Annotated in this window: 24 protein-coding genes; 16 read left to right on the forward strand and 8 right to left on the reverse strand. The window is 62.2% G+C overall.

Translation table 11 applies throughout. From position 1 onward, the window contains the following. Window positions 1-25: 25 nt before the first annotated feature. Entirely contained in the window at window positions 26-1,201 is a 1,176-nt protein-coding gene (locus tag FDP25_RS08055; protein ID WP_154150595.1) for an acetyl-CoA C-acyltransferase family protein, read from the forward strand. 154 nt (window positions 1,202-1,355) lie between these two features. After that, window positions 1,356-3,521, forward strand: coding sequence for a response regulator (locus FDP25_RS08060; RefSeq protein WP_154150597.1), 2,166 nt, complete (start codon window positions 1,356-1,358; stop codon window positions 3,519-3,521). Here the strand turns inward: FDP25_RS08060 and yaaA are convergent, their stop codons facing one another. The 3 genes from yaaA to FDP25_RS08075 all read right to left on the reverse strand — a co-directional run bounded on the left by yaaA (window position 3,522) and on the right by FDP25_RS08075 (window position 6,721). Further along, window positions 3,522-4,283, reverse strand: a complete 762-nt coding sequence (gene yaaA / locus FDP25_RS08065; RefSeq protein ID WP_154150599.1) for a peroxide stress protein YaaA — start codon at window positions 4,281-4,283, stop codon at window positions 3,522-3,524. It lies immediately after the preceding gene. A gap of 33 nt (window positions 4,284-4,316) precedes the next feature. Continuing rightward, on the reverse strand, window positions 4,317-6,356 hold the full coding sequence (recQ, locus tag FDP25_RS08070) for a DNA helicase RecQ (protein WP_154150601.1): 2,040 nt from the start codon (window positions 6,354-6,356) through the stop codon (window positions 4,317-4,319). 77 nt (window positions 6,357-6,433) lie between these two features. Beyond that, the gene (locus FDP25_RS08075) at window positions 6,434-6,721 is read right to left on the reverse strand and encodes a YggT family protein (RefSeq protein ID WP_154150603.1); all 288 of its coding nucleotides are present in this window, start codon (window positions 6,719-6,721) and stop codon (window positions 6,434-6,436) included. A 131-nt stretch (window positions 6,722-6,852) separates the two neighbouring features. Between FDP25_RS08075 and FDP25_RS08080 the strand changes: the two genes are divergently transcribed. From FDP25_RS08080 to FDP25_RS08100, 5 genes are all read left to right on the forward strand, one after another. Then, the gene (locus tag FDP25_RS08080; protein WP_154150604.1) at window positions 6,853-7,389 is read left to right on the forward strand and encodes an acyl-CoA thioesterase; all 537 of its coding nucleotides are present in this window, start codon (window positions 6,853-6,855) and stop codon (window positions 7,387-7,389) included. A 57-nt stretch (window positions 7,390-7,446) separates the two neighbouring features. Beyond that, window positions 7,447-8,832, forward strand: a complete 1,386-nt coding sequence (locus tag FDP25_RS08085) for an MFS transporter (RefSeq protein ID WP_154150606.1) — start codon at window positions 7,447-7,449, stop codon at window positions 8,830-8,832. A 98-nt stretch (window positions 8,833-8,930) separates the two neighbouring features. Beyond that, window positions 8,931-9,737: a penicillin-insensitive murein endopeptidase gene (gene mepA / locus FDP25_RS08090; protein ID WP_425500520.1), complete on the forward strand. Its 807-nt coding sequence runs from the start codon at window positions 8,931-8,933 to the stop codon at window positions 9,735-9,737. A 367-nt stretch (window positions 9,738-10,104) separates the two neighbouring features. Beyond that, window positions 10,105-10,524, forward strand: a complete 420-nt coding sequence (gene arfB / locus FDP25_RS08095) for an alternative ribosome rescue aminoacyl-tRNA hydrolase ArfB (RefSeq protein WP_154150610.1) — start codon at window positions 10,105-10,107, stop codon at window positions 10,522-10,524. Between the two features lie 156 nt (window positions 10,525-10,680). Continuing rightward, on the forward strand, window positions 10,681-10,938 hold the full coding sequence (locus FDP25_RS08100) for a type II toxin-antitoxin system ParD family antitoxin (protein ID WP_154150612.1): 258 nt from the start codon (window positions 10,681-10,683) through the stop codon (window positions 10,936-10,938). A 56-nt stretch (window positions 10,939-10,994) separates the two neighbouring features. Here FDP25_RS08100 and FDP25_RS08105 read toward each other — a convergent pair whose 3' ends face one another. The 3 genes from FDP25_RS08105 to deoC all read right to left on the reverse strand — a co-directional run bounded on the left by FDP25_RS08105 (window position 10,995) and on the right by deoC (window position 14,540). Then, complete coding sequence (locus tag FDP25_RS08105; protein ID WP_154150614.1) at window positions 10,995-12,164, reverse strand: ATP-binding protein; 1,170 nt, start codon at window positions 12,162-12,164, stop codon at window positions 10,995-10,997. A gap of 75 nt (window positions 12,165-12,239) precedes the next feature. Beyond that, window positions 12,240-13,532 (reverse strand): nicotinate phosphoribosyltransferase, encoded by a 1,293-nt coding sequence (pncB, locus tag FDP25_RS08110; RefSeq protein WP_154150616.1) that lies wholly within the window; start codon window positions 13,530-13,532, stop codon window positions 12,240-12,242. 60 nt (window positions 13,533-13,592) lie between these two features. Beyond that, entirely contained in the window at window positions 13,593-14,540 is a 948-nt protein-coding gene (gene deoC, locus FDP25_RS08115) for a deoxyribose-phosphate aldolase (RefSeq protein WP_154150618.1), read from the reverse strand. A 165-nt stretch (window positions 14,541-14,705) separates the two neighbouring features. Between deoC and FDP25_RS08120 the strand changes: the two genes are divergently transcribed. The 7 genes from FDP25_RS08120 to FDP25_RS08150 all read left to right on the forward strand — a co-directional run bounded on the left by FDP25_RS08120 (window position 14,706) and on the right by FDP25_RS08150 (window position 21,799). Further along, window positions 14,706-16,199 (forward strand): DUF4153 domain-containing protein, encoded by a 1,494-nt coding sequence (locus FDP25_RS08120; RefSeq protein WP_172982771.1) that lies wholly within the window; start codon window positions 14,706-14,708, stop codon window positions 16,197-16,199. Window position 16,200: 1 nt separating this feature from the next. Further along, window positions 16,201-16,884 (forward strand): response regulator transcription factor, encoded by a 684-nt coding sequence (locus FDP25_RS08125; protein WP_154150622.1) that lies wholly within the window; start codon window positions 16,201-16,203, stop codon window positions 16,882-16,884. Next, window positions 16,869-17,822 carry an ATP-binding protein gene (locus FDP25_RS08130; RefSeq protein ID WP_154150624.1) on the forward strand — a complete coding sequence of 318 codons (954 nt, stop codon included), beginning with the start codon at window positions 16,869-16,871 and terminating at the stop codon, window positions 17,820-17,822. Before FDP25_RS08125 ends, FDP25_RS08130 begins: the two co-directional genes overlap by 16 nt. Before the next feature lie 93 nt (window positions 17,823-17,915). Next, a complete protein-coding gene (locus tag FDP25_RS08135) occupies window positions 17,916-18,872 on the forward strand; it encodes a metal ABC transporter solute-binding protein, Zn/Mn family (RefSeq protein ID WP_154150626.1) in 957 nt (318 codons plus the stop codon). 3 nt (window positions 18,873-18,875) lie between these two features. Then, complete coding sequence (locus FDP25_RS08140; RefSeq protein ID WP_154150628.1) at window positions 18,876-19,670, forward strand: metal ABC transporter ATP-binding protein; 795 nt, start codon at window positions 18,876-18,878, stop codon at window positions 19,668-19,670. Between the two features lie 3 nt (window positions 19,671-19,673). Beyond that, the gene (locus FDP25_RS08145; RefSeq protein WP_154150630.1) at window positions 19,674-20,873 is read left to right on the forward strand and encodes a metal ABC transporter permease; all 1,200 of its coding nucleotides are present in this window, start codon (window positions 19,674-19,676) and stop codon (window positions 20,871-20,873) included. Next, the gene (locus FDP25_RS08150) at window positions 20,870-21,799 is read left to right on the forward strand and encodes a metal ABC transporter permease (protein ID WP_154150632.1); all 930 of its coding nucleotides are present in this window, start codon (window positions 20,870-20,872) and stop codon (window positions 21,797-21,799) included. The genes FDP25_RS08145 and FDP25_RS08150 overlap by 4 nt, the downstream gene beginning before the upstream one ends. Here FDP25_RS08150 and FDP25_RS08155 read toward each other — a convergent pair. After that, on the reverse strand, window positions 21,796-22,587 hold the full coding sequence (locus tag FDP25_RS08155) for an alpha/beta hydrolase (RefSeq protein ID WP_154153267.1): 792 nt from the start codon (window positions 22,585-22,587) through the stop codon (window positions 21,796-21,798). The genes FDP25_RS08150 and FDP25_RS08155 overlap by 4 nt on opposite strands. Window positions 22,588-22,689: 102 nt before the next feature. On the opposite strand from FDP25_RS08155, the gene FDP25_RS08160 reads away from it, so the two are divergent. Continuing rightward, window positions 22,690-24,162: an NAD-dependent succinate-semialdehyde dehydrogenase gene (locus FDP25_RS08160; protein WP_154150634.1), complete on the forward strand. Its 1,473-nt coding sequence runs from the start codon at window positions 22,690-22,692 to the stop codon at window positions 24,160-24,162. Window positions 24,163-24,310: 148 nt separating this feature from the next. After that, complete coding sequence (locus FDP25_RS08165) at window positions 24,311-25,543, forward strand: META domain-containing protein (protein ID WP_246175791.1); 1,233 nt, start codon at window positions 24,311-24,313, stop codon at window positions 25,541-25,543. On the opposite strand, the gene FDP25_RS08170 is transcribed toward FDP25_RS08165, so the two are convergent. Beyond that, on the reverse strand, window positions 25,540-26,283 hold the full coding sequence (locus FDP25_RS08170; protein WP_343031991.1) for a hydroxypyruvate isomerase family protein: 744 nt from the start codon (window positions 26,281-26,283) through the stop codon (window positions 25,540-25,542). The two genes, FDP25_RS08165 and FDP25_RS08170, sit on opposite strands and share 4 nt — an antisense overlap. Between the last annotated feature and the right edge of the window lie 5 nt (window positions 26,284-26,288).

Here is a 26,288-nt window from a genome sequence, read left to right on the forward strand (position 1 = left end):
AAACCTCAAAAACAGGGAATGATCCATGACAGACATCGTCATCTTGGACGGCGCACGTACCGCCATCGGCACCTTTGGCGGAAGCCTCGCCAACACCCCGCCCAGCCAGTTGGGCGCCCATGTCACCAAGGCCGCAATGGAACGCTCGGGGATTGCGCCGGACCAAGTCGGGACCGTGGTTTTCGGCCATGTCATCAATACCGAACCGCGAGATATGTATCTCTCGCGGATTTCCGCCATGGATGCCGGCATCCCGGATGTGGTGCCCGCGATGAACGTCAATCGTCTTTGCGGGTCTGGTGCGCAAGCCATTGTTTCCGCGACACAATCCCTGATGCTGGGGGATGCGGACTTCGCCGTTGCCGGCGGCGCCGAGTCGATGAGCCGCGCGCCCTTCATCATCCCCGATCAACGCTGGGGCGCGAAGATGGGCGATGTGAAAACCCTCGATATGATGCTCGGCGCCCTGAACTGCCCCTTTGGCACCGGCCATATGGGGGTCACTGCCGAGAACGTGGCAGGCGAACATGAGATCACCCGCGAAGACCAAGACGCCTTTGCCGCCGAAAGCCAGGCCCGCGCGGCCAAGGCCATAGAGGCGGGGTATTTCAAGGATCAGATCGCGCCCATCGACGTCCGCGTCAAACGCGACATGGTGCCCTTCGACACCGATGAACACCCCAAGCCGACAACCGTCGAAACCCTTGCCGGGTTGCGCCCCGCCTTCCAGAAGGACGGCAGCGTAACCGCCGGAAATGCAAGCGGAATCAACGATGGCGCGGCGGCCATGGTGCTGGCGCGGGCCGAGGCGGCCGAGGCGGCGGGCCTCAAACCCAAGGCGCGGATTCTGGGCTATGCCCATGCCGGGGTTCGCCCCGAGGTCATGGGGATCGGCCCCATCCCCGCCGTGCGAAACCTACTTTCCAAAACCGGGCTTTCGGCAAGCGATTTCGACGTGATCGAATCCAACGAGGCCTTCGCCGCCCAAGCCCTCGCCGTAAACAAGGAGCTTGGCCTTGATCCCGCCCGGGTGAACCCCAACGGCGGCGCCATCGCCCTTGGTCATCCCGTGGGCGCCACGGGGGCGATCATCACACTCAAGGCACTCTATGAATTGGAACGCACGGGCGGCAAACGTGCCCTTGTGACCATGTGCATCGGCGGCGGTCAGGGCATCGCCCTTGCGATTGAGCGCATCTAAATACTGAAAAAATTGAAAAGATGAGGCGGCCCCGGTGAATTCCGGGGCCGCGTTATGTCTGGGCCGCAAACATGCATCGGATTTAAGCGGTTCTTCACCATAATGGCGGAAAGTCCATCCCGACGACCCAAGGCGGCACGGCGGAGGACAGGGCATGAGCCTTGCCAACAAGTTATCCCAGGAACGGCGCGCACGCCTTGCCGCCGAACGCCTGCTGGAACAAAAACAGGCGGAATTGCAGGCCGCCAACCGAAAGCTGGGCCACCATGCCCGCAAGCTTTCGGACGAGATCGTCGAAACCCGTGCCGAAGTGGAAACCGTCCGCGATGAAAACCGCCGGGTGAAATCCGATCTGACGGCGGCCAATCAAAAGATCGAAGTGGCAGAACGCCGGTTGTGGCATTCGATCGAGGCGATTCACGACGGGTTCGCCTTTTTCGATGCCGACAGCCGGATGATCGCCGCCAACCATGCGTGGCTCTCGGTTTTCGATGGGTTGGAGGCGATTCAACCGGGCATTTCCTATGTCGAAATCCTTCAATTCGCCACCGAGGAAGGGATCATCGACATCGGAGACATGACACCGGCGGCTTGGCGTGAGGACATGCTGGATCGCTGGCAAAGCCCCACCCCGGACCCCCGCGTGATCCGCCTGTGGAACGGCGAGTACATCAAGCTGATAGATCAGCGCGGCCATGGAGGCGATGTTGTCAACCTTGCGCTCAATATCACCGATACCATCCGCTATGAAAAACGACTGAAAGAGGCGCGCCGCACCGCCGAGGCGGCAAGCCGTGCCAAATCCACCTTCCTTGCCAACATGAGCCATGAAATCCGCACACCAATGAACGGCGTTGTCGGCATGGCCGACCTGCTAAAAGAAACCGATCTGGACGAGGAACAACTGCTCTACGCCAACACGATCCGCAATTCCGGCGAGGCACTTCTGGTCATCATCAACGACGTGCTGGATTACTCCAAGATCGAGGCCGACAAGCTGACCTTGCACAACACTCCCTTCGATCTTGAGCGGTCGATCCATGAGCTTGTCTTGCTCTTGCAGGCCAACGCACGGGACAAGGGCCTTGATCTGATGGTGGATTACGACATGTTCCTGCCCACGCAGTTCATCGGTGATCCCGGGCGATTGCGGCAGGTCCTGACCAACCTTGTCGGCAATGCCGTGAAATTCACCGAGACCGGCCATGTGATCGTGCGGGTCACCGGGGTTGCAGAAGACGGCGCCTGCGGCCTGCATGTCGCCGTCGAGGATACCGGGATCGGCATTCCCGCTGACAAGATCGATCATGTGTTCGGAGAGTTCAATCAGGTCGATGATGAACGCAATCGCAAGTTCGAAGGCACCGGGCTTGGCCTTGCCATTTCCCAGAAGTTGATCCGCCTGATGGGCGGCGATATCTGGGTGGAGTCGCAGCAAGGCAAAGGCAGTTGCTTTGGCTTCTCGGTCAGCCTGCCGATGGCCGAAGGACCCGGGCCAATCGACCCCTCGCCACCGGACGGCCTGAAACGTGTGCTGATCGTGGAGCCACATGACCTCAACCGTGCCATTCTGGAAAAACAGCTGTCGGCCCTTGGGCTATCGGTCACGCGCTGCAAAACTTCGGCGGAGGCGCTAGAGGCAATTGATGAGGGTGTCGACCTTGTCATGACCGATCATCATATGGCCGAGATGGACGGTATGGAATTGGCCGAGGCCCTGCGAGGTCGTGGGAACGAGACACCTGTCATTGTCTTGACCCCGAACACCGGCACGGCGCTTCAGGATCCGGCACGGCGACACGTGGCCGCCATCCTTCAAAAGCCCGTTGCGCGGCACGAGCTTCTGGATGCGCTGCATGGAATCGATGTGTCTGCTTCCGATCAGGATGGCTCCAGCGACGAGGCGCCGACACCACAGATAGAGCGCGCCGTGAGGGTGCTGGCCGCCGAGGACAACAAGACCAACCGTCTGGTCTTTTCCAAAATGGTGCAAAAGCTCGATATTGAGCTGCAATTCGCGGAAAATGGGCAAGAGGCCGTGGAGTTGTTCCAAAGCTTCGCGCCCGATGTGATATTCATGGATATTTCCATGCCCGGGATGGATGGCAAGGACGCGACGCAGGCGATCCGCGCGCTTGAATCCGGGGGGAACAGTCATGTGCCCATCGTCGCCATGACGGCCCATGCCATGGATGGCGACGACGCTGATATTCTGGCGGCGGGGTTGGACCACTACCTGACAAAACCCCTCCGCAAGGAGGACTTGATTGATCAAATTTCCGGCGCAGGCCCCGCGGGCACTCGCGCCCCGATACCGTGATCAGGCTTCGGCGCTGCGCACGAAAACGGGTTTGTTCTTCTCGGACATATCCGAGCGGTAACGGTAGCCGCCCGTGTCGAACTCGGTCAGGGCCTGCGCATCGGTCAGGCGGCGTTGAATGATATACCGCGCCATGGCCCCGCGTGCCTTCTTGGCGTAAAAACTCACGATCTTGGGGCCGCCGGGTTTGTCTTCCATGAACACCGGGGTGATCACCCGCAGGCCAAGCGCCTCAAGGTCCACGGCCCCGAAATATTCCTGGCTGGCGCAATTGACGAGGGTGTCGGTCTTGATCTCTTCGGCCTGTGCCCTGAGCGCCTTGGCGATCTTGTCACCCCAGTAGTCATAAAGCGTCTTACCCTTTTCGGTTTTCAGGCGGCTCCCCATCTCAAGGCGATAGGGTTGAATCGCGTCCAGCGGGCGCAACACCCCGTAGAGCCCTGACAGAATGCGGAAATGCTCCTGCGCCCATGCCATTTCATCGGCGTCGAGCGAAGCGGCCTCAAGACCCTGATAGGTGTCTCCGGCAAAGGCGAGCGCGGCGGGCTTTTCCTCCATCTCGCCAAAATCGCTGAATCGGTCGCGGTTCAGCTTGGCAAGGTTTTCGCTGATCTTCATCAGCTTTTGCAGGTCATCCACCGACAGGCCGCGTGCAACCCCGGCCAGATCATTGGCCTCAGCCTGAAAGGCGGGGCGCGTGGCCTCGATACCTTCCACCGGGTCCATGTTCATTTTCTTTGCGGGCGAGACAACAACAAGCATTCCGAGATCCCCAAATTCACTGTTCCGACTGATTTAGTCCGCCGCTTGCAAAACGTCCAGAAAGGCCGGGCCAAAGCGTTCCGCGCGGCGTTCGCCAAGGATGCGCGCCAGGCTATCGAGGTCGCCAGGGCGGCTACTGGCCACCTTCGCCAAAAGCGAGGCGGAACAACTTAGCGGTTTGTCGATTCCACCTTCGCCACGCGCCAGATCGGCCTGCACTTCGAGCAACTGATCATAGAGCGACCCGGCGGCCCGACCGGCCAGCTTGCGGCGGGTGGGGTGCATGGCCTCGGCTTCCCCATTGATGACAGACAGGAAATCATCGCCGTATTTTTCAAGCTTCTTGGCACCTACGCCACCAATGCGGGCCATGTCATCAAGGCTGTTGGGGCGCTTCTCGGCCATCTCGATAAGCGTACGATCGTTGAAGACCACATAAGCGGGGACCTTGGCAGCCTCGGCCAAGGCGCGGCGCTTGGCCTTTAGGGCCGAAAGCAGGGGCGCGTCTTCATCCGAGACAAGCGCCTTGGCCGCGGGGCGGCGGGTTTTAGGCACAAGCGTATCACGGCGCAGGGTGATGCTTTCTAGATCGCGCAGGATCGGCAGGGCCTTGTCGGTCATCCGCAGGGCGCCGTGGCGTTCGGGGTCAGGCCTGACAAGGTCATGCCCCATCATCTGCCGAAACACACCTTGCCAGTTGCGCCGCTCCAGATCACGGCCCACGCCGAACGTGGGCAATTGATCGTGCCCGCGCGCCTGCACCTTTTCGGTGGCATTGCCAATGAGAATGTCGATCAGATGCCCCGCGCCGAACCGTTCCTCGGTGCGAAGGATCGCAGACAGCGCCTTGCGCACCGCTTGGGTGCCGTCGAAGGTTTCCGGCGGGGTATCGCAAAGGTCGCAATTACCACAGGGTGCGGGGTTTTCCCCGAAATAGCGCAGCAAGCTGGCGCGGCGGCATTCAAGCGCCTCGGCCAGCCCCAGCAGGGCATTGAGCCGCCCGTGGTCGGCCATGCGGCGTTCCGGCGGGGCCAGTCCCTCGTCAATCTGGCTGCGGCGCAGACGGATGTCATCGGGGCCGAAAAGGGTCAGGGTTTCGGCGGGCGCGCCATCGCGCCCCGCGCGGCCGATTTCCTGATAATAGGCCTCGATCGACTTGGGCAGGTCGGCATGGGCGACCCAGCGAATATCGGGCTTGTCCACCCCCATACCGAAGGCCACGGTCGCCACCACGATCAAGCCATCCTCGGTGCTGAAGCGGGTTTCGACATGGCGGCGCTCATCGGCCTCCATGCCGCCGTGGTAATGGCAGGCGTTGTGCCCCGCCTCGCGCAGGGCCGCGGCCAGACTTTCGGTCTTGGCCCGCGTGCCGCAATAGACGATCCCCGACTGCCCCTTGCGTGCCGCCGAAAATTCGAGGATTTGCCGACGGGGGCTGTCCTTGGGGGCAAAGGCAAGGTGGATATTGGGCCGGTCGAACCCTTCAAGGAAGGTCTGTGGTGCGATCCCGTCAAAGAGTTTCTCCACGATCTCGTCGCGGGTCTCGGCATCCGCCGTGGCGGTGAAGGCCGCAAGGGGCACGTTCAGGGCGCGCCGCAACTCCCCGATACGCAGGTAATCAGGCCGGAAATCATGGCCCCATTGGCTGACGCAATGGGCCTCGTCCACGGCAATCAGGGACACGCCAATGCGCCGCAGCATTCCCATGGCCGACCCAGCGGCCAAACGCTCAGGCGCGATGTAAAGAAGTTTCAACCGCCCCTGATCCAGCGCCTCCCAGACGGCGGCGGTTTCCTCGTCGGTATTGCCCGAGGTCAGCGCCCCCGCCTCGACCCCTGCCTCGCGCAGGGCACGCACCTGATCGCGCATCAGAGCAATCAGCGGCGAGATGACCACCGTCACCCCTTCGCGCATCAGGGCTGGAAGCTGAAAACACAGGGATTTGCCCCCGCCCGTCGGCATGATCGCCAGTGTGTTGCACCCTTGATGGATGGTATGCACGATCTCTTCCTGCCCGGGGCGGAAGGATTCATAGCCGAAAACATCGCGCAATAGCGTGGCAGCGCCCTGCATGAGAAAGCCCGTAAGATTTTATTGTCTGCTCTTACGGGTGACTTTTTCACACTAAGATTCGGTAAACAAGAGCCCGGTCAGTAAAAGGCCATCATGTTGTTCACAAGGATGATACGTATGGCATAGACCCCGATCAGCGCGACAAGCGGCGCAAGGTCGATGCCGGCCATATCCGGCAGGATGCGCCGGATCGGGCGATAGATCGGTTCAAGAAGCCGGTTCAGCCCGTACCAGATTTGCGCAACGAGTTGCTGGTGGAGGTTGAGCACCTGGAAATTGATCAGCCAGCTCATGATCACATGCGCGATGATGAAAAACCACAGCACATCAAGCAAGAGCATCAGGATCTGGAACAGCGACTGCATGGGCATCGTCCTTTGGTATGCAAACAGCCCAAGACCTAAGCGCGCGTATCTGAAAGCGCAAGTCTGACGCGGGGTTGCGGTTGACCTCGCCGGTTCAGCCCATGACAAGACGACCCAAAGGAGACCCGCCCATGTATCCCGTCGTTCGCCTGATGTGGCAGATGTTCAAACACCGCAAGGATGCCCCCCTTGGCATTACCGATACCCATGTTTCGCGGCATATGTGCCTGCCTTGGGACATCGACCTTTGGATGGAGCTCAACAACGGGCGCACCCTGACCCTGTTTGATCTGGGGCGCATCCCGCTGGGGCAGCGGGTTGGCCTTCTGGATGTCCTTAAGCGGAACAAATGGGGCCTGACGGTGGCCGGGTCCAGCGTTCGCTATCGCCGCCGCATCCGCATGTTCGAAACCATCGAGATGCGCTCGCGCGCGGTGTGGTGGGATGACAAGTTCACCTACATTGAGCAATCCATGTGGAAGCGTTCGGGCGAATGCGCCAATCACATCCTGTTGCGGACCGCCGTCACCGGTGCCACGGGGATTGTCCCGCCCGCGCAGGTGATGGCCGAAATCGGCCCTCAGGTCAGCTGTCCGAAAGCCCCTGCCTGGGTTGCCGCATGGATTGCGGCAGACGCCCAAAGACCATGGCCTCCGATGCAGGAATGACTTGCCACTCTGGGCTATAGACTGTCTTATCGCCCCAAGAACAAGGGGCAGTTGTACATGGCCGAAATTTCGCCGAAAAAACGGATTTGGGGCTGGTACGCCTTTGATTGGGCAAGCCAACCCTATCACACCCTTCTGGTCACCTTCGTATTCGGACCGTTTTTCGCGCTTGTCGCGAAAGAGCACTACCTGTCGATTGGCCAAGACGCCGAGGCCGCAAAGGCCAGTGCCCAAAGCCTCTGGTCTCTAGGCTTGACGATCACCGGGTTGCTCATCGGGCTGGGTGCGCCGTTTTTCGGCGCGCTTGCGGATACGGCAGGCAAACGCCTGCCCTGGATCGTCGGCTTCTCGGCGCTCTATGTGTTGGGCGCGACAGGCATTTGGTTCATGTTGCCCGATGGCTCCAACCTGATGTTGGGGCTGGTCACTTTCGGCATTGGATTTATCGGCGCCGAATACGCCCTGATTTTCATCAACTCACAGCTCCCCTCGCTTGGAAATAACGACGACGTTGGGCAGCTTTCGGGCTCGGGCTTTGCTATTGGCTATATCGGTGGGCTGATGGCCCTTGTCATCATGCTGCTTTTGTTCACCGAACAGCCGAACGGCAAAACCCTGATCGGATTGGACCCCGCCTTTGGCCTCGATGCCGCGCAAAATGAAGGCACGCGATTTGTCGGGCCATTCGTGGCGCTATGGTACGCGATTTTCATGGTGCCCTATTTCCTGTGGGTGCGCGACATTGGCCCGCCTGCCCAAGGGCGCGGTTTGGGCGATGCGCTGCGCCTTTTGGGGCGGTCTGTCAAAGGCCTGAAGCGGCGGGTCAGCCTGACTTCCTACCTCGTTTCGTCAATGTTCTATCGTGACGCGCTCAACGGGCTTTATACCTTCGGTGGATTCTACGCGAACCTCGTTCTTGGATGGAGCATCGTGTCGATTGGCATCTTCGGGATCATCGGTGGCATATCCGCCGCTCTCTTTAGCTGGTTAGGAGGCAAGGCCGACAAGCGCTTTGGACCAAAGCCCGTGATCCTTGTGGCGATCTGGGGTTTGATGCTGGTGTGTGTGACGGTCGTTGGCATGGACCGCGAGCAGCTTTGGGGTATTCCCTTGCCCACAGGCTCCAGCCTGCCGGACGCGATATTCTTCGGCTGTGGGGTGCTTATCGGCGGTTTCGGTGGCACGCTTCAGGCGGCCAGTCGTTCTTTGATGGTACGCCATACCGACCCGAAGGCCCCGACCGAAAGCTTTGGCCTCTATGGGCTGTCCGGGCGTGCCACAGCCTTTATCGCTCCGGCCCTGATCGGTGTAGCAACAACGATGAGCGGCAGCGCGCGGATTGGGGTGTCGCCCTTGATTATCCTTTTCCTGATTGGCTTGCTGCTGCTACGCTGGGTCAAGGCGGAAGGAGACAGGGACACATGGGCCGCACCCTCACAGTAATCGCGTTAACCCTTGGATTGTCAGCCTGCGGCGGTTCGGCGCCAGAGGTTAACAGCCCCGCGAAAGAAGTCGTTTCAACGCAAAATATTCCGGCCTCGATGCGGGGCGTGCATGCCAAGAAATTGTTTGGAAAACACAAAAATTCCTCGCGGCAAGGGGCCGAGCCGTTCGGCGGATATGCCAAGGGATGCATGGCCGGCGGCGCGCAATTGCCCGAGACCGGCCCCACGTGGCAGGCCATGCGCCTGAGTCGGAACCGTAACTGGGGCCACCCTCATACGATTGACTTCATTAACAAACTTTCCCGTTTCGCCGCCACGCAGCCGGGTTGGAACGGCCTTTACATCGGCGATATCAGCCAGCCGCGCGGGGGGCCGATGCTGTCGGGGCATCGCAGCCACCAAATCGGGATGGATATCGACATCTGGATGCGGCCCGCGGACCGCCTGAACCTGAGTCGGTCAGAGCGTGAGGCGATCTCCTCGATCTCCATGAGACGGGCTAAGGGTGCCTATACAAACGATAAATGGACACGGGCGCATCACGAGATCATCAAGGCCGCGGCCAAGGATTCGCGGACGGCTCGGATTTTCGTGTTTCCGGGCGCCAAGGTGCAGATGTGCAATGACGAGAAGGGCGATCGCGCGTGGCTCAGGAAGATCAGACCATGGTGGGGACACCATTACCATTTCCATGTGCGCCTGAAATGTCCTGATAATGCAAGGGGTTGCGTGAACCAGAGCCCGCCGCCGCCCGGGGATGGCTGCGCCGATGCACGGCAATGGGTGATAAACATCCTCAACCCGCCGCCGCCCGACCCGAACGCGCCCAAGCCGAAGCCCCGTCGGGAGCTGACCATGGCCGACTTGCCGGGCCAGTGCGTGTCGGTCCTTCAATCAGAGTGAACCCATATCTGGAGGAAAAAATCGCGCCTTCCACTGTATTTTGTTTTGACAACTAGAAAAACTGTGGCAAGCTGTGGATAAGTTCAACAACTGAAAGGAGGTGGTCCAGTGTCTATAAAGGGATTGGAGAGAGGTGTCGGAACAGTCAGGGGAGGCACCGTCTGAGGCAGCCCTCGGGCGTATGACCACCCGGATTGGCATGGCCTAACCGCCCCGCCTCCGTTAACCTTTAGAGGGCCGTTTCGTTAACCGAAACGGCCCTTTGAATTATGTACGAGTCGTACAGAGACCCCCGGAGTTTTGTACAAAACTCCACCCCGCCGCAGAGATGTCTGTACAGTTTGTACAGAAGACGCCGTTGGATGCCATGAAAGTTAACGACCAGATCACCATCGAAGACTGGGAACTGACCGAACAGTTCATCCGCGCCTCGGGCCCCGGCGGGCAGAACGTCAACAAGGTGTCGACGGCGGTGGAGTTGCGGTTCGAGGCGGAACGCTCGCCCAACCTGCCCGACGCAGTGAAACGACGCCTGCGCCGGGTGGCGGGGCGACGGTGGACCAAGGACGGCGCGGTGGTGATCCAGGTGGAGGAAACCCGTTCCCAAGCCCGCAACCGCGAGATCGCGCGGGACCGTCTGGCCGAGTTGATCCGCAAAGCCTGCGAAAAACCCAAACGGAGAATCCCGACACGCCCCACCTTGGGGTCAAAGAAACGCCGGTTGAAGGCGAAGAAGGTGCGCGGGGAGGTGAAGGCGTTGCGTGGACGCGTGGATGGGGAGGAGTGAGGGCAGCCCCGGGCTTGACCCGGGGCCTCGGGTCAGACCGAGAGGTCCCGGGTCAAGCCCGGGACGGGTAATCGCGGGTGGACGCGCCAGACAGAGGCCCCAGCGGATTGAAGCGAGTACCAAGAATTGGTATGTTGTGGGCGAAGGAGATAACCCATGCCGCGCAACACCTCGGTCGTCCTGAGCGATCACTTTAACGATTTCATAACCAAAGCCGTGGAATCTGGCCGCTATAACTCGGCCAGTGACGTGGTGCGCGCGGGATTGCGGATGTTGGAGCGGCAGGAAATGGAATTGGAATTCAACCGCCTGAAAGCCAACTTTTCGGAGGCGGATGGGCAAGCCAAGGCCGGAGAGGTGCTTGACGTTGACCTTGATAGCTTTCTGGCTGCCAAGCGTGACAAACAGGCGTGACGTCCTATCGGCTAACGCGGTTGGCGATTCGGGGGGCTTAGCGTTTGTCTTTAACGTTACTTGCCTATTACCCTAAGTAGATACTCTTCAAACATTGGTACCGTAAAAGCAATGTCGCCGTACTCTGGGCTGTAGATCATGCCCTTGCTTATAATAGTTGCACGCCTTGGCCCAAGCTTGTTCATTGGCTCTTGAAGCCTATCTGCAACATCCGCTGATCTATAGGGCCCCTTGCCTAGTTCCGCCATTGCGATGACATACTCTCTCTCTTTTGGCGTTAAACGGTCGAACCTGACCTTGAAGAACCCATCGTCTAGCCTCTTTAGGCAAGCACCGGAGGCGCTTTCCACGTCGTTACCGCTAATCGGCGAACTATGGGCCGTGTTCCATGCTTGATATCCCCATTCCTGTAAAAAATAGGGATAGCCCTCTGTCTTCTCGATTAAAAGTTCAAGTGCGTCATCATCGATGTTCTCACCTTCGTCGATGATTGGTTTCTGAATGGCTTGCTGCGCACCTTGTTTGCTTAGCGCTCCGACCGGGGGATAGTTGAAGAGTCTCTCCGCGTAAGACTTTGCATCGCCAGACAATGCTGCAATTTGAGGAAGTCCAGCTCCAAAAAAAACTACCGGTAATTCTTTTTGGTTAACGCGATGCATAGCAACAATTATTGCCGAAAGCTCATCTTCATCGAGGTACTGAACTTCGTCTATCAATAGCGCCCAACCCTTCCCAGCTGATTTGGCCGCTGCTCCTACTGCGAGAAATAAGTCCGTAAGGTCATATTCTAGATTACCGCTGTCGGCTGAACCGGCCTCGGGGTCTACCGAAAGCGACAGGTCTCCCATTTGAACCTTGAAAACACTTGCAAAACTGCGAAGCGCTCGCATGGCTGAATAGGCTTTTTCTTTGGCATCCTCAAATAGAGATAGCTTCCTAAGAACTTGATGAATCTTTGGATACAAGAGCTCCGCCAAACTCTTATCTTCGGGCGCCTCTATAAAAGATGTGAGGTATCCAGCATCTTCAGCCATGCTTTCAATCTTGTTTAGCAACACAGTCTTGCCTGTACCCCTTAACCCTAAAAGGATCTGTGATTTCGCATGCTTCCCAATTAGGATACGTTGGAGTGCCACGAACGCATCGTTAATGATGTCGTCTCGGCCGGCAAGCTCTGGGGGTTGAGAGCCTGCGCCGGGGGCAAAGGGGTTTCTTATCGGGTCCATTACATACCTATAAGACGCTATATATGATTATATCACTTACGCCATATAACTATCTATATCAAGATAGATGATTCTTTAAACCACAACCTCCATCTCCTCCTGCTCACCGACCCCGAACACCCGTTTATACCGGGTGATCTCGTCTTTCGGCCCCATCGCCTTCCTAGGATTATCCGACAATTTCACCGTGGGCCGCCCGTTGGCGGCCACGGCTTTGCAGACCAGGGAGAAGGGGGCGAGGGCGTCGCCCTCGGTCAGCCCGCGGAAATCGTTGGTCAAGAGTGTGCCCCAGCCGAAGCTGAATTTCACGCGGCCGTAGAAGCGTTTGTGCAGGTCGATGATTTTTTCTTCGTCCAACCCGTCGGAGAAGATGATCAGTTTCTCGCGCGGGTCTTCGCCGCGGTCTTGCCACCAGCGGATGGCGGTCTCGGCCCCCGTGGCGGGATCGCCGGAGTCGATGCGGATGCCTGTCCAACCGGCCAGCCAATCGGGGGCGTGATCGAGGAAGCCCTGGGTGCCGTAGGTGTCGGGCAGGATGATCCGCAGGTTGCCTTCGTGCTCCTCGTGCCAGTCGGCGAGGACCTTGTAGGGGGCTTGGCGCAGGGCCTCGTCATCCTCGGCCAGGGCGGCGTAGACCATGGGGAGTTCGTGGGCGTTGGTGCCGATCGCCTCAAGATCGCGGTTCTTGGCGATGAGGCAGTTGGAGGTGCCGACGAAGCCCTCGCCCAGCCCTTCGCCCATGGCCTGCACGCACCAATCCTGCCACATGAAGGAGTGGCGGCGGCGGGTGCCGAAATCGGCGATGCGCAGGCCCGGCAGGCCACGCAGACGTTCGATCTTGCCCCAGAGCTTGGTCATGGCGCGGGCGTAGAGGACTTGCAGTTCGAATTTCTTCATGTCGTGCAGGACCGCGCGAGAGCGCAGTTCCATCAGCACGGCGAGCGCGGGAATTTCCCAGAGCATGACCTCGGGCCATTTGCCCTCGAAGGTCAGTTCATACTGCCCGTCGCGTTTTTCGAGGTGGTAGGGGGGGAGTTGCAGGTTCTCGAACCACTCCATGAACTCGGGCGTGAACATCTGGCGTTTGCCGTAGAAGGTGTTGCCGCGAAGCCATGTGCTTTCGCCGCGGGTGAGGGAGAGGGAGCGGATATGGTCAAGCTGTTCGCGCAGCTCGCCCTCGTCGATGATGTCGGCGAGGCGGATGGATTTGGTGCGGTTGATGAGCGAGAAGGTGACATCGGTGTCGGGCTTGTTGCGGAAGACCGATTGGCACATCAGCAGCTTGTAGAAATCCGTGTCGATGAGGGACCGCACGATGGGGTCCATCTTCCAGCGGTGGTTATAGACGCGGGTGGCGATATCGACCATGGCGGGCCTCCGGGGAATAGTTCCGCCCGGTTAAACCAAAGCGGGCAAGGGGTGGCAAGGTCAGGACGCGGCGAGGGTGGCGCGGATGTCCTTGAGAAGCGAGGAGGCCCCGAAGCGAAAGAGCGTGGGCTGGAGCCAGTCGGGGCCGAGGCGGGCATGGGTGGCGGCCATGTACGGCAGGGCCGCGCGGACGGTGGAAATGCCGCCGGCAGGTTTGAAGCCGATGCGGTGGCCCGTCGCCTGATGGTAAGCGTGGATGGTGTGGAGCATAGTGAGGGCGGCGGGGAGCGTGGCGTTGGTCGCCTCCTTCCCCGTTGAGGTTTTAACCACATCCGCCCCGGCCATCATCGCGGTGAGGGAGGCGCGGGCGACGGTGGTGAGGTCGCCCAATTCGCCCACGGAAAGGATGCATTTGAGGTGCGCATCCCCACAGGCCGCGCGCAGGGCACGGATGTCTTCGTAAAGGGCTGTCCAGTTCCCAGAAAGGGCGAGGTAGCGAGGAATGACGATGTCGATTTCCGTGGCGCCTGCGGCGACACTGTCTTCGACCTCGGCCACCCGGGCGCGGGGGGAGGAAAGGCCCGCCGGGAACCCGGCGGAGACGGCGGCGACGGGGATGCCCGAGCCTTCAAGCGCGGCAAGGGCGGTGGGGATCATGGCGTGATAGACACAGACCGCACCGACGGTGAGGCCCCCTGCCCCATGCTTTGCAGCCAGATCGGCGGGCAGGGGTGCGCGGGCGGTCTGGCATAGGGCCTTGACCCGTTCGGGGGTGTCATCGCCCGAAAGCGTGGTCAGGTCCATGCATTGGATCGCACGGAGAAGCCATGCCGCGTGATGGGGGCCTGCGTTGTTGCAGCTTGCGTCGATCTCCGTCGCCTCGGCCTCAATCGCCGCGTCATCCACCTGCACGCTGTCCAGCCAATCCGGATCAAGCGGCTGGCCCGGGTTGCGGGCTGGGTAGGTGGTGGCAAGCGGCGGCGGGGCGATATCGGTAAAGCGGCGCATGGCAGATCCCTGATGGAGCGTTGCGCAAGCTGTTACACGCCCCCCGGCCCGTGGCAACCCAAGCCCCGCCCGGCGAATGCGCAAAAACTGCACGACTGCTGCGGCCCCCGTGCAAAGCGGGCCGTTACCCATGGCCCCGAACCATATGCAACGAGGGGCAAGACCATGAAGAGCTTTCTTGTGCGGGGCGTTCCCGCCTCGATCCAGACAGACAGTTGGTGGATGGATGGGGTCACCCGCCGCCTTGCCAAACCCCGCAAGGACGGGACGCGCGAACCGGGGCGGTTTGAACGCATGGCGGCACTGGCGGCGCTGATCCTGCTGGCCGATATGCTGCTTTGGGGCGTGGATGCGGGCCTGTCGCTGGCCCTGTTTGGCGCGATGCTGCTGTTTGCCGGGCTGGCGATGCAGGATGGCAAGGGATGGGGCGGATTCATCCTTGGGGTTGCCCTGATGCTGCCGCTGCTCGAACAGGTGCAGGCGCTGTCGATCCTGTTTTGGTGGGTCGGGCTGTTGATGGGCGCGGCATGGATTGCCCTTGGCGGTTGGCCGGGGCTGGCCGGGGCCATGCGCGGCGCGTTGCGCCTGATCTGGCTTGGGCCGTGGCAGGCCGCGAATGACCTGTGGAACGGGTTGAGCGTGACCAAGGCGCCAAGCGACGGCGCGCTTGGCAAGGCTGTTTTGGGATGGGGTTTGCCGGTTGGTCTGGGCCTGATCTTCCTGAGCCTGTTGGTCGGGGCGAATCCGGTGTTCGAGGAGTGGGCCAACGATCTGTCACGAATAGACCTGCCCGATCTGTCGCGGGTGAGTTTCTGGGCCGGGATCGCGGTGCTGATCTGGCCGATGCTGACCCTTGCCGGATTTCAGGAGCGCTTGCGCCTTCCGGGTCGCGCCGAACGGCATGGCCCGCGCCGCCTGCCCCGGTGGCTGAACCCGGATGCGGTACGTCGGTCGATCCTGTTGTTCAACCTGCTGTTCGCGGTGCAGACCACGATGGACCTGACCTATCTCTGGGGCGGCGTGGCCCTGCCCCAGGGGGTGGGCTATGCGCAATATGCCCATCGGGGGGCCTATTCGCTGTTGGTGACGGCGCTGTTGGCAGGGGGCTTTGCGATTGTCGCGCGGCCATTTGCGGAAGCTGACCGTTGGTTGCGGGCCGCCTTGTTGTTCTGGGTCGGTCAGACGGTTTGGCTGGTCATCTCGTCCATGTTGCGGCTGGAGCTTTACGTGGATGTTTACGGGCTGACCCGGTTGCGCCTGTCGGCGGCGATCTGGATGGAGCTTGTGACGGCTTTGCTGGCTCTGGTTCTGTGGCAGATCGTGGCGCGCAAACCGGCCGGGTGGCTGGTGCTGCGTGGGACGGTGTTGAGCGTGGGGGTTTTGTATTTTTCCCTGTTCCTGAGTTTCGATTTCACGATTGCGCACTATAACCTGACCCATGAGGTACGAAAGGACGCCTATTATATCTGCCGGCTTGGTCCCGCGGCGCTCCCCGCGATCCGGGTTTACGAGGCCGAAACCGGACATGCGCTGTGCGAACGCTTCGATTACCTTGAGCCGCACCGGATCGGCAGCACGGATTGGCGCGAATGGGGCTTCCGGGAGTGGCGCGTGTTGCGTAAGCTTGAACGGTTGGAAGCCAGTGTGCCCGGTGCCTGAAATGCATAAGATCCTGATTGTCGATGATGACCCGGAAATCCGCTCGGTCCTGCGGATCGCGTTGAAGCAGGCGGGGTTTGCGGTGTCCGAGGCGGGCGATGGGCCGGAAGGTTTGGCCAAGGCCCGGAGCGACCAAGTGGATTTGGTCGTGCTGGACATCGGGTTGCCGGGGATGGATGGGCTTGACCTGTGTCGCCGCTTGCGGGCCGAGCGGGAAACCCCGGTGCTGTTCCTGACCGCGCGGGATGAAGAGATCGACCGCGTGCTTGGGTTCGAACTGGGTGGTGATGACTATGTGACCAAGCCGTTTTCCCCGCGCGAGTTGCTGGCCCGGGTCAAGGCGATCCTGAAGCGCAGCGGCGGCGCGTCCCGGGCGGGCGCGCTGCGACGTGGGGTTCTGATGCTCGATCCGGGCCGCCACCTGTGCGAGGTGGCGGGCGCGGCGGTGGCATTGACCGCGCGCGAGATGGGCCTATTGGCGCATCTCATGGCGCGGCCCGATCACGTGGCGACCAAGGCGCAGTTGATTGATGCGGTGTATGGCGCGGGCATTCATGTGTCTGACCGGACGCTGGACAGCCACCTGCGCAACCTGCGCGGCAAGTTGTCCGAGGCGGGCTGTGCCGATGCGATCGAGACCGTGCATGGCGTTGGAATTCGGATGGGGCCATGTCGAAGCGCGTAAGACAGAAATGGCGCCCGCCCCTGGCCTTGGTCCTTGGCGGGACATTGGCCACGGTTTTGTGCCTGCCGCTTGTCGGGATCGCCTATTTCAAGCTGGCGGGGAATATCCTTGGCTGGGCCGAGACGGCCTGGATGATCTTCTGGATGGCGGTGGTGGCGACTTGCGTTCTGGGTTTCCTTGTCTGGCGGTTGGTGTTGCGCCCGGTCTATGCGCTGACCGAGCACGCCAAGGCGGTCAAGGCCGGGGCGCGGGACGCTCCCGTGCCGCGCCATTACGGCACCCCGGAATTGTCGGAGCTGGGACAGGCGGTGATCGACATGGGCAGCACCTTGCAGGATCGCGAGGCGGGGCTGCGCGCCTATACCAACCATGTGACCCACGAGTTGAAATCCCCCCTGACCAGCCTGATCGCGGCGGCGGAGCTTTTGGAGGCCGAGTCCGCGCCCGAGGACCGGGAAGAACTTATCGGTACGGTGCAACGCGCGGCCTTTGCCATGCGGGACAAGCTGGAGGCGTTGCGCCATCTGTCCGCCGCGCGGGAGCCGGTGGGCCGTGGGCCTGCGCAACTGTCGCAGGTGGTCGGGGCGGTTCGCGATGAGGCCGAGATCGACGTCACGCTGGAGGGTGAGGCGCAGGTGCCTATGGACGCCGGGGCGCTGGCGGCGATCCTGGGGCATCTGGCGCAGAACGCGGCGGCGCATGGCGCCACCGCCCTGCGGATTACCGCGCGGGGGCAGCGGATCACGGTTGCGGACGATGGCCCGGGCATCGAGGACGGCAACCGCGCCCGGATTTTCGCCCCGTTCTTTACCACGCGCCGCCATGACGGCGGTACGGGGATGGGCCTGACCATCGTGCAGACCATGTTGCAAGCCGTGGATGGGCAAATTGATCTTCTGCCATCGGAGGCGGGGGCGGTGTTCGAGCTGCGCTTCTGAACCTGTTTTTGCAAATCATTCGCAATTGACTTGACTTAGTTGCGAGTCACTCGCATATTCGCGGCAATGCAGAAAATCTGTGAGACCGATTCAATGAATCTGACCCGTCGTCACCTTCTGGCCCTTGCCGGCGCAAGCCTTGTTTCCCGCCCCGCCCTTGCGCAATCGCGCCTGTCGGTCGTTGCCACCACGGGCATGATCGCCGATGCCGCGCGGCGCGTGGGGGGCGAGGCCGTGGAGGTAAAGGCCCTGATGGGACCGGGGGTAGACCCGCACTCCTACCGCCAGACGCGCAGCGATATCGTGGCCATGACCCGTGCCGACCTTGTTCTGTGGCATGGGCTGTACCTTGAGGCGCAGATGGAGGAGTTCCTGCTCAAGCTGGGCCGTCGGCGCAACGTGGCGGCCGTGGGCGAGGCGGTGCCGCAGGCCGAGTTGATCGGTCACGAGGATTACAGCGGCAAGTTCGACCCCCACGTCTGGATGGTGGCGGATTTGTGGGTGCCCGTGGTGCGCGCGGTGCGCGACGCACTGAGCGATACGGCCCCCGATCGGGCCGGGATGTTCGCCGCCAATGCCGCGCGTTATATCGATGAGATCACCCGGCTGGGTGACTACACGCGCGGCGTATTGCAAACCGTGCCGCCCCCTGCCCGCGTTCTGCTGACCGCGCATGACGCCTTTGGCTATTTCGGGCGTGCCTATGGCTATGAGGTTCTGGGCATTCAGGGGATTTCCACGGAATCCGAGGCGGGGCTGAACCGCATCCGCACGCTGGTTGACCTGCTGGTCGAGCGCAGGATCGGCGCGGTTTTCGTCGAAACCTCGGTCTCGGATCGCAACATTCGCGCTTTGGTCGAAGGGGCCGCCGCGAAGGGCCACGAGGTGCGCATCGGCGGGGAGTTGTTCTCTGACGCGATGGGCGAGCCGGGGACCTATGAAGGCACCTATATCGGCATGATCGACCATAACGCCACGGTGATCGCCGCCGCCCTTGGCGGGCAGGTCCCGGCGCGCGGCATGGACGGAAAACTACGGACGGGGATGTAAGACATGGCATTGCGACTGGCCCGCGAGGGCGGACACCCGAAACCGAAAGCCGACCAAAGCCACAGCCCGCTGGCCATTCGTGGCCTGACGGTCAGCTATGGCGAGAAACCCGCGGTCTTCTCGGTGGACATGACGGTCGAGCCGGGCGCCATGACCGCGATCATCGGCCCCAATGGCGCGGGAAAATCCACGCTTTTGAAAGCAACGCTTGGCGTGGTGAGGCCGCTTTCGGGCAATGTCACCTGCTGGGGGGCACCGTTGAACAAGATGCGGGCGCGCATTGCCTATATGCCGCAACGCGCCAGTGTCGATTGGGATTTCCCGACACGGGTGATCGACGTGGTGCTGATGGGGATGCAACGCGAGTTGGGCTTGTTGAGGCGGGTGCGCACCACGCACCTTGAGCGGGCGATGTCCTGCCTGTCGCGGGTCGGCATGGAGGGTTTTGCCGACCGGCAGATCGGGCAGCTTTCCGGCGGGCAGCAACAGCGGGTGTTCCTGGCCCGGGCGCTGGCGCAGGAGGCGGACCTTTACCTGCTGGACGAGCCCTTCGCGGGCGTCGATGCGGCCACGGAAAAGGCCATCATCGCCGTTCTGAAAGACCTCAAGGCCAAGGGCAAGACGGTGGTCGCCGTGCATCACGACCTGTCTACCGTCCGCGATTATTTCGACCGGGTGTTCCTGATCAATACCCACAAGGTGGCCGAGGGGCCGGTGGAAACGACATTCACCGAAGAGACCCTGCAGGCCGCCTATGGCGGGCGGCTTGCCAGCCTGCCCATGGGCGCGGTGGGCTAGGCCATGCTGTGGGAGGCACTGTTCCTGCAACTGGGGTATAACGCCACGCTGGTCACCATCGGCGCGGCCCTGCTGGGCATGGCCGCCGGGGCGACGGGGGTGTTCCTGTTCCTTGGCAAGCGGGCGCTGGTCAGCGATGCAATCAGCCATGCCACCCTGCCCGGTGTCGGGCTGGCGTTTATCGTGATGGTGGTTCTGGGCGGCGATGGCCGGGCACTGTTGGGCCTGTTGCTGGGCTCCGCCCTGTCGGCGGGACTTGGCCTGTTGTGCGTCAGTTGGCTGACCCGGGCCACACGGCTGAGCGAGGACGCGGCGATCGGGGCGGTTCTGTCGGTGTTCTTCGGGTTCGGGATTGTCCTTTTGACGGTGATCCAATCCATGACCGCGGGGCGGCAAGCGGGGCTTGAGACCTTCCTTCTGGGGTCGACGGCCGGGATGCTCTGGAACGACGCGGTGATTATCGCGCTGGGCGGCGCGGCTGTTCTGGCGCTTGTCGTGCTTATGCGCAGGCCGATGGCGGCGGTGGCCTTCGACCCCGAGTATGTCGCCGCAAGCGGTGGCGACGTGCGGCGGATCGAGCTTGCGATGATGGGGTTGGCCATGGCGATTACGGTGGTGGGCCTGAAGGTGGTGGGCCTGATCCTGATCGTGGCGCTGTTGATCATCCCCGCCGTGGCGGCGCGGTTCTGGAGCGAACGCGTGGGCCGCGTGGTCTTGATCGCCGGGGCGCTTGGCGGGGCCTCGGGGTGGATTGGCGCGGGGGTGTCTGCGACCGCGCCGAACCTGCCGACCGGACCGATCATCGTTCTGGTGTCGTTTGCGCTGTTTCTGGTGTCTTTGCTGCTTGCGCCGGGGCGCGGCGTATTGGCCGCCGCCCTGCGGCACCGCCGGTTTCAGCGGCGGGTACATTTGCGGCAGGGGTTGCTGGCGCTGGCGCAGGGGCAGCCGATTTACGAGGGTTTGACCCTGCGCCTGATGCGCGGAGCGGGGCATTTGCGCGCCGATGGGGTGGCCACGGAAACAGGCCGCGCGCAGGCGGCCCGCGCGCTTTTGGATGAACGCCGCTGGCACCTGCTGCGCAGTGATCCGCGGCACGAGGCGGCGGCGGCGCGCTATGACGGGCTGACGCCGCTGGAGCGGGTGTTGACGCCCGACCAGATCGCCGAGTTGGACCGTGAACTCAGGCCGGAGGGCATCACATGATGGGCGAAGAATTCGTCGCACTTTCACTGCCGCCGATCCTGATCGGCATCTGTGCCGCCGTGGCCTGTGCCCTGCCGGGGAATTTCCTGTTGCTGCGGCGGCAGGCGCTGATCGGCGATGCCATATCGCACGTGGTTCTGCCGGGGATCGTGGGGGCCTTTCTGCTGACCGGCATGATCGCCGCCCTGCCGATGATGCTGGGCGCGGGAGCGGCGGCCCTGGTGGCTGTCGCGCTGATCGAGGTGATCCGCCGACTGGGCAAGATCGAGCCGGGGGCAGCGATGGGCGTTGTCTTTACCGCGATGTTCGCCGGTGGTGTTCTGCTGTTGGAGCAATCGGATACGTCGGATGTGCATCTGGATGTGCAGCACGCGCTTTACGGCAACCTGGAAAGCCTGATCTGGCTGGATGCCTTCGGCTGGTCGTCGCTGTTCGAATGGGAGGCCCTGACGGGGCTGCCCCCCGAGTTACCGCGCATGGCGGCGACCTTGCTGTTTGTCAGCGGGTTTACGTGGGTCTTCTGGCGGCCCCTGAAAATCAGCAGCTTCGACGAGGGGTTCGCCCGCACCGTGGGCCTGCCCACCGGGGTCTTGGGCCTGTCGCTGGTGGTCGTCGCGGCGATTGCGGCGGTGGCGGCCTTTGATGCTGTGGGGTCGATCATCGTGATCGCGATGTTCATCTGCCCCCCCGCCGCCGCGCGGCTGATGACCAACCGGCTAGAGGCGCAGGTGGCGTGGAGCGTGGGGTTTGCCGTGATCTCGGCGATCCTGGGCTATGTATTGGCGGGCTATGGGCCGCTCTGGCTGGGCTTTGACGATGCGGTGAGCGCGGCGGGGATGATTGCCACGGTGTCGGGCGTGATCCTTGCGCTGGCCGCGGTTTTCGGGCCAGAGCGCGCGCCGATGAGGGCACCCGCCGAGGGCTAGGTGCAGATGTGCCCGACCATGGCGCTTTCGGGGTCTTGCAGCGCGTCTATAACATCGAAGTGGTGCCTGCCGGGGGCGATGTGCAGGGCCGCGTTCCACGCCTCGGACAGCCATTTCGCCTGATCGAGGAACACGGGGCGTTCCTGTGCGCCGACCCAGACATGCACCGGCACCGGCGAAGGTGTCATCAACACCGGGCTTTCCGAAACCGCCGCTGCAAGGTCCATCCCGAAGTGATCGTTCATCGAGGTTTCCAGAAGCGGGCGCAGGTCGGCCACGGGAGAGATCGGCACAACCGAGGCAAGACGCGCCGCGATATCCTCGGGCAGGACGCCCGGCACCGCCATCCGCGCCACCAGATGCCCCCCGGCGGAGTGCCCCGTCAAGGCAATCGGCCCTTTGACCTGCTGCGCGGCAAGGCCGACTGCCGTGGCAATCTGCCCGGTGATCTGCGCAATCGTCACATCGGGGCACAGGTCATACGACGGTATCGCCACGGCCCATCCCCGCGCCAGCGGACCGGCGGCAAAATGCGACCAGTAGGACTTGTCGAACCGTAGCCAATAGCCTCCGTGCACAAAGACGCAGAGCCCCCTGATCGGCCCATCGGGCAGGAACAGATCCATCACCTGCCGCGCACTGTCGCCATAAGACAGGCCCAGCCGCGCGCGCCCCTCATCCTCAAGCTCTTTGCGAAACTCCGCCGCCAACCGCGCCCAGCGCGGCGGGTAGTCATCCGCGCCGGGGATATGGGCGGCATTGGCATAGGCGTCATCCAGCGGTTTCATCGTCATCCCTTCCATTGCCTCGCACAATATCCTAGGTCTCTGGGCAAGACGCGCGCAAGGTGCTTTGCCATTGCGCAATCAGGACAAAGGGAGAGAGACGCCATGACCACGACCAATCTGAAATCGCTTTTGAAAGACCCCAGCCTTCTGGCCGAACAGGCCTATCTGGCGGGCGATTGGGTGGATGGCGACGAGGGCACCTTCGAGGTGACCAACCCCGCCCGCGGCGATGTGATCGCCCATGTCGCCGACCTGAGCCGCGCGCAGGTGTCCAAGGCCATCGCCGATGCCGAAGCGGCCCAGAAGGATTGGGCCACATGGACCGGCAAGGAACGTGCCGCCGTACTGCGCAAGTGGTTCGACCTGATGATGGAAAATCAGGACGATCTGGCCATCATCCTGACCGCCGAGCAAGGCAAGCCTCTGGCCGAGGCCATGGGCGAGATCGCCTATGGCGCCAGTTTCGTGGAATTTTTCGCCGAAGAAGCCAAGCGCGTTTACGGTGAAACCATCCCCGGCCACCAGCGGGACAAGCGGATCACCGTGCTGAAACAACCCATCGGGGTGGCCGCCTCGATCACGCCGTGGAACTTTCCCAACGCGATGATTACCCGCAAGGCGGCCCCGGCGCTGGCGGCGGGCTGTGCCTTTGTGGCGCGGCCTGCGGAACTGACGCCGCTGTCGGCCACGGCCATGGCCGTGCTGGCCGAGCGGGCGGGCATTCCCAAGGGGGTTTTCTCGGTCGTGACCACGACCAATGCCTCGGACACGGGCAAGGAATTCTGCGAAAACCCCATCGTGCGCAAACTCACCTTCACCGGCTCGACCAACGTGGGGCGCATCCTGCTGCGTCAGGCCGCCGATCAGGTAATGAAATGTTCGATGGAACTGGGCGGCAACGCGCCCTTCATCGTGTTTGACGATGCCGACCTCGACGCCGCCGTGGAAGGCGCCATCATGTGCAAGTTCCGCAACAACGGGCAGACCTGCGTCTGTGCCAACCGTATCTACGTTCAGGCGGGCGTTTACGATGCCTTCGCCGAGAAACTGAAGGCGGCGGTTGAAAAGCTGAAGATGGGCGATGGCATGGACGACGGCGTGGCGCTTGGGCCGCTGATCAACGCGCAGGCCATCGAAAAGGTCCAGAATCATATCGCCGATGCCAAGGCCAAGGGCGCGAACGTGATCCTTGGCGATACCGAGGCGCCGCAGGGTCCGGGTTATTTCATTCCACCCACCATCGTCACCGGGGCGACCAAGGAAATGCTGTTTTCCACCGATGAAACCTTTGGTCCGCTGGCGCCCCTGTTCAAGTTCGAGGACGAGGACGAGGTGATCGACCTGGCCAATGACACGATCTTTGGTTTGGCGAGCTATTTCTATGCCAAGGACCTGAGCCGCGTTTACAAGGTGGCCGAGGCGCTGGAATACGGGATCGTGGGGGTGAACACCGGCATCATCTCGACCGAGGTGGCCCCCTTTGGCGGGATCAAGCAATCGGGCCTTGGCCGTGAAGGCAGCCACCACGGGATCGAGGAATTCATGGAGATGAAATACGTCTGCATGAGCGTGTGAGCGGCTCGCCTTTCAACTTTGACCAAACACGCCGCGCGTCCTGACCACAGGGCGCGCGGTTTTTTGCGCGAATGAATCCTGTGCGTTTCAATTCACGGGTCAGCCCCCCTATATTCACCGCAGCACAACCCGTACCGGAGGTGGTTTCATGTTGCGTATCTTCCTGTCTGCGGCCTTGGGCCTTGCCGCGGCATTTCCTGCCCTCGCCAGTGACGACACGCGCCAGATCAGTGGCGCGTTGACCTATAAGGCCAATATCGCCCTGCCGCCGGAGGCCGAGGTGACCATCGAGGCGATGGGCCTGTTCAACACGGTTCTGGACAGGGCGCAGTTTGCCACCGAGGCCAAGCAGGTGCCGTTTGATTTTTCCCTGACGGTGCCCAAGGGGATCGGCGGGCAGGTCAGCGCGGTGATCCGCAGCCATGGGGCGACGGGTTGGATCGTGCAGGATATTCCCTTTGCCGCCGGAGAGGATAACGTGGATCTGGGACCACTGTGGATGGACCCGATGACGCCCCTCGCCTTTGCCACGCGCCTTGACTGTGGGGGCAAGGAGGTTTCCTTCGGTGTTCTGGACGACCGGGCCACCCTGCGGATCGACGGGCAGGACCATTCCATGACGCAGAAGGTTTCCGCCTCGGGCGCGCGCTATGTCGGTGGCCCCGGGGATGGCATCGAATTCTGGTCGAAAGGCGATACCGCGATGTTGACGGTTTCGGGGCAGGCGTACCCCGAATGCACGCCTATGGAAGATGGCCCCGCCCCCTACCGGGCGCGCGGGAACGAACCGGGCTGGTACGTGGACATCGGCGAAGACGAGGTCGAGGTGGTCGCGCAATATGGCGAGATGACCAAGCGCGCGCCCCGCCCCGAGGTGGCGGTTAAAGATGGCGGCTATGTCTTCGATATGCCCGAGATTGCCACCCGCCTGCGGATCGAAGACGGGCTGTGTCATGATGACATGAGCGGGATGCCCTATCCACACCGCGCGGTTCTGACGCTGGATGGCGCGGACTATCGCGGTTGTGCCGGCAACCCCCAAGACCTTCTGGCTGGTGCAGAGTGGCGGATCGAGGATGTCATGGGCGGTGGCGTGATCGACGCCGCCGAGGTGACGATCGCCTTTGACGGCAAGGGGCGCGTCAGTGGGCGGGCCGCCTGCAATCGGTATTTCGGCGGTTATGAGCTGACCGGCGAGGGCGTATCCCTTGGACAGATGGCTTCGACCCAGATGGCCTGTGCCCCGGCCCTGATGAACCTTGAGCGCAAGATGCTGGATGCCCTGAGCCAGGTACGGCGGTTCGACTTCGATGAGACCGGGGCGCTCATGCTGATCGGCGGGCCAGAGGGCAAGGCGCTTTTGACCGCGCGGCGGCCCTAGGCGATCCAGCCAAGGCCGTCTTCGGTGCGGGTTCGCGGGTGGTATTCGCCGCTGACCCAGCCTTGGTAACCGTCTTTGCCAAGCCGTGCGAAAAAGCCGGAATAGTCGATTTCGCCGCCCATGGGTTCATGCCTGCCGGGGTAGCCTGCCACCTGCACATGGGCGGCGCGGTGGCCGTGCCTGGCCCATGTGCCCATGACGTCGCCGGTGATGCGATGGGCGTGGTAGGCATCGAATTGCAGGGCGAGGGTTGGGGCGTTGAGGGTGTCCAGAATGCCGGCGGCCTGATCGAAGTCACACAGGAAATAGCCGGGGATGTCATGGGGGTTGATCGGCTCGATCGTCAGGGGGCGGGTGCCCGCCTGCCCCACCGCCCAGCTTAGGTTTTCAAGAAAGGTGTCATGCGCCTTCGGCCCCTCGGCCAGCCCGGCCATGACGTGGATACGGGCGGCATTGATCGTTTCAGCCATCTCCAATGCCTGTAGGAACTCGCCCCGGAATCGCGCCTCCTGCCCCGGCAAGGCCGCCACGCCGCGCCCGCCGCTGTCCCAGTCAAGGGCAGGCGTGTTGATGAGGACCACGGGCAGACCGGCCCCCTCAAGCGCCTTTGGCCAGTCGGGGGAGGTATAGGGAAAGAGCACCTCGACCCCCTGAAACCCGGCCTCACGCGCGGCAATGGCCCGCTCGGCCACAGACCGCTCGGAAAAGAGCAGCGTCAGGTTGGCGGCGAAGCGGGGCACCGGGC

Source organism: Roseovarius bejariae (assembly GCF_009669325.1).
GTDB classification, from domain to species: domain Bacteria; phylum Pseudomonadota; class Alphaproteobacteria; order Rhodobacterales; family Rhodobacteraceae; genus Roseovarius; species Roseovarius bejariae.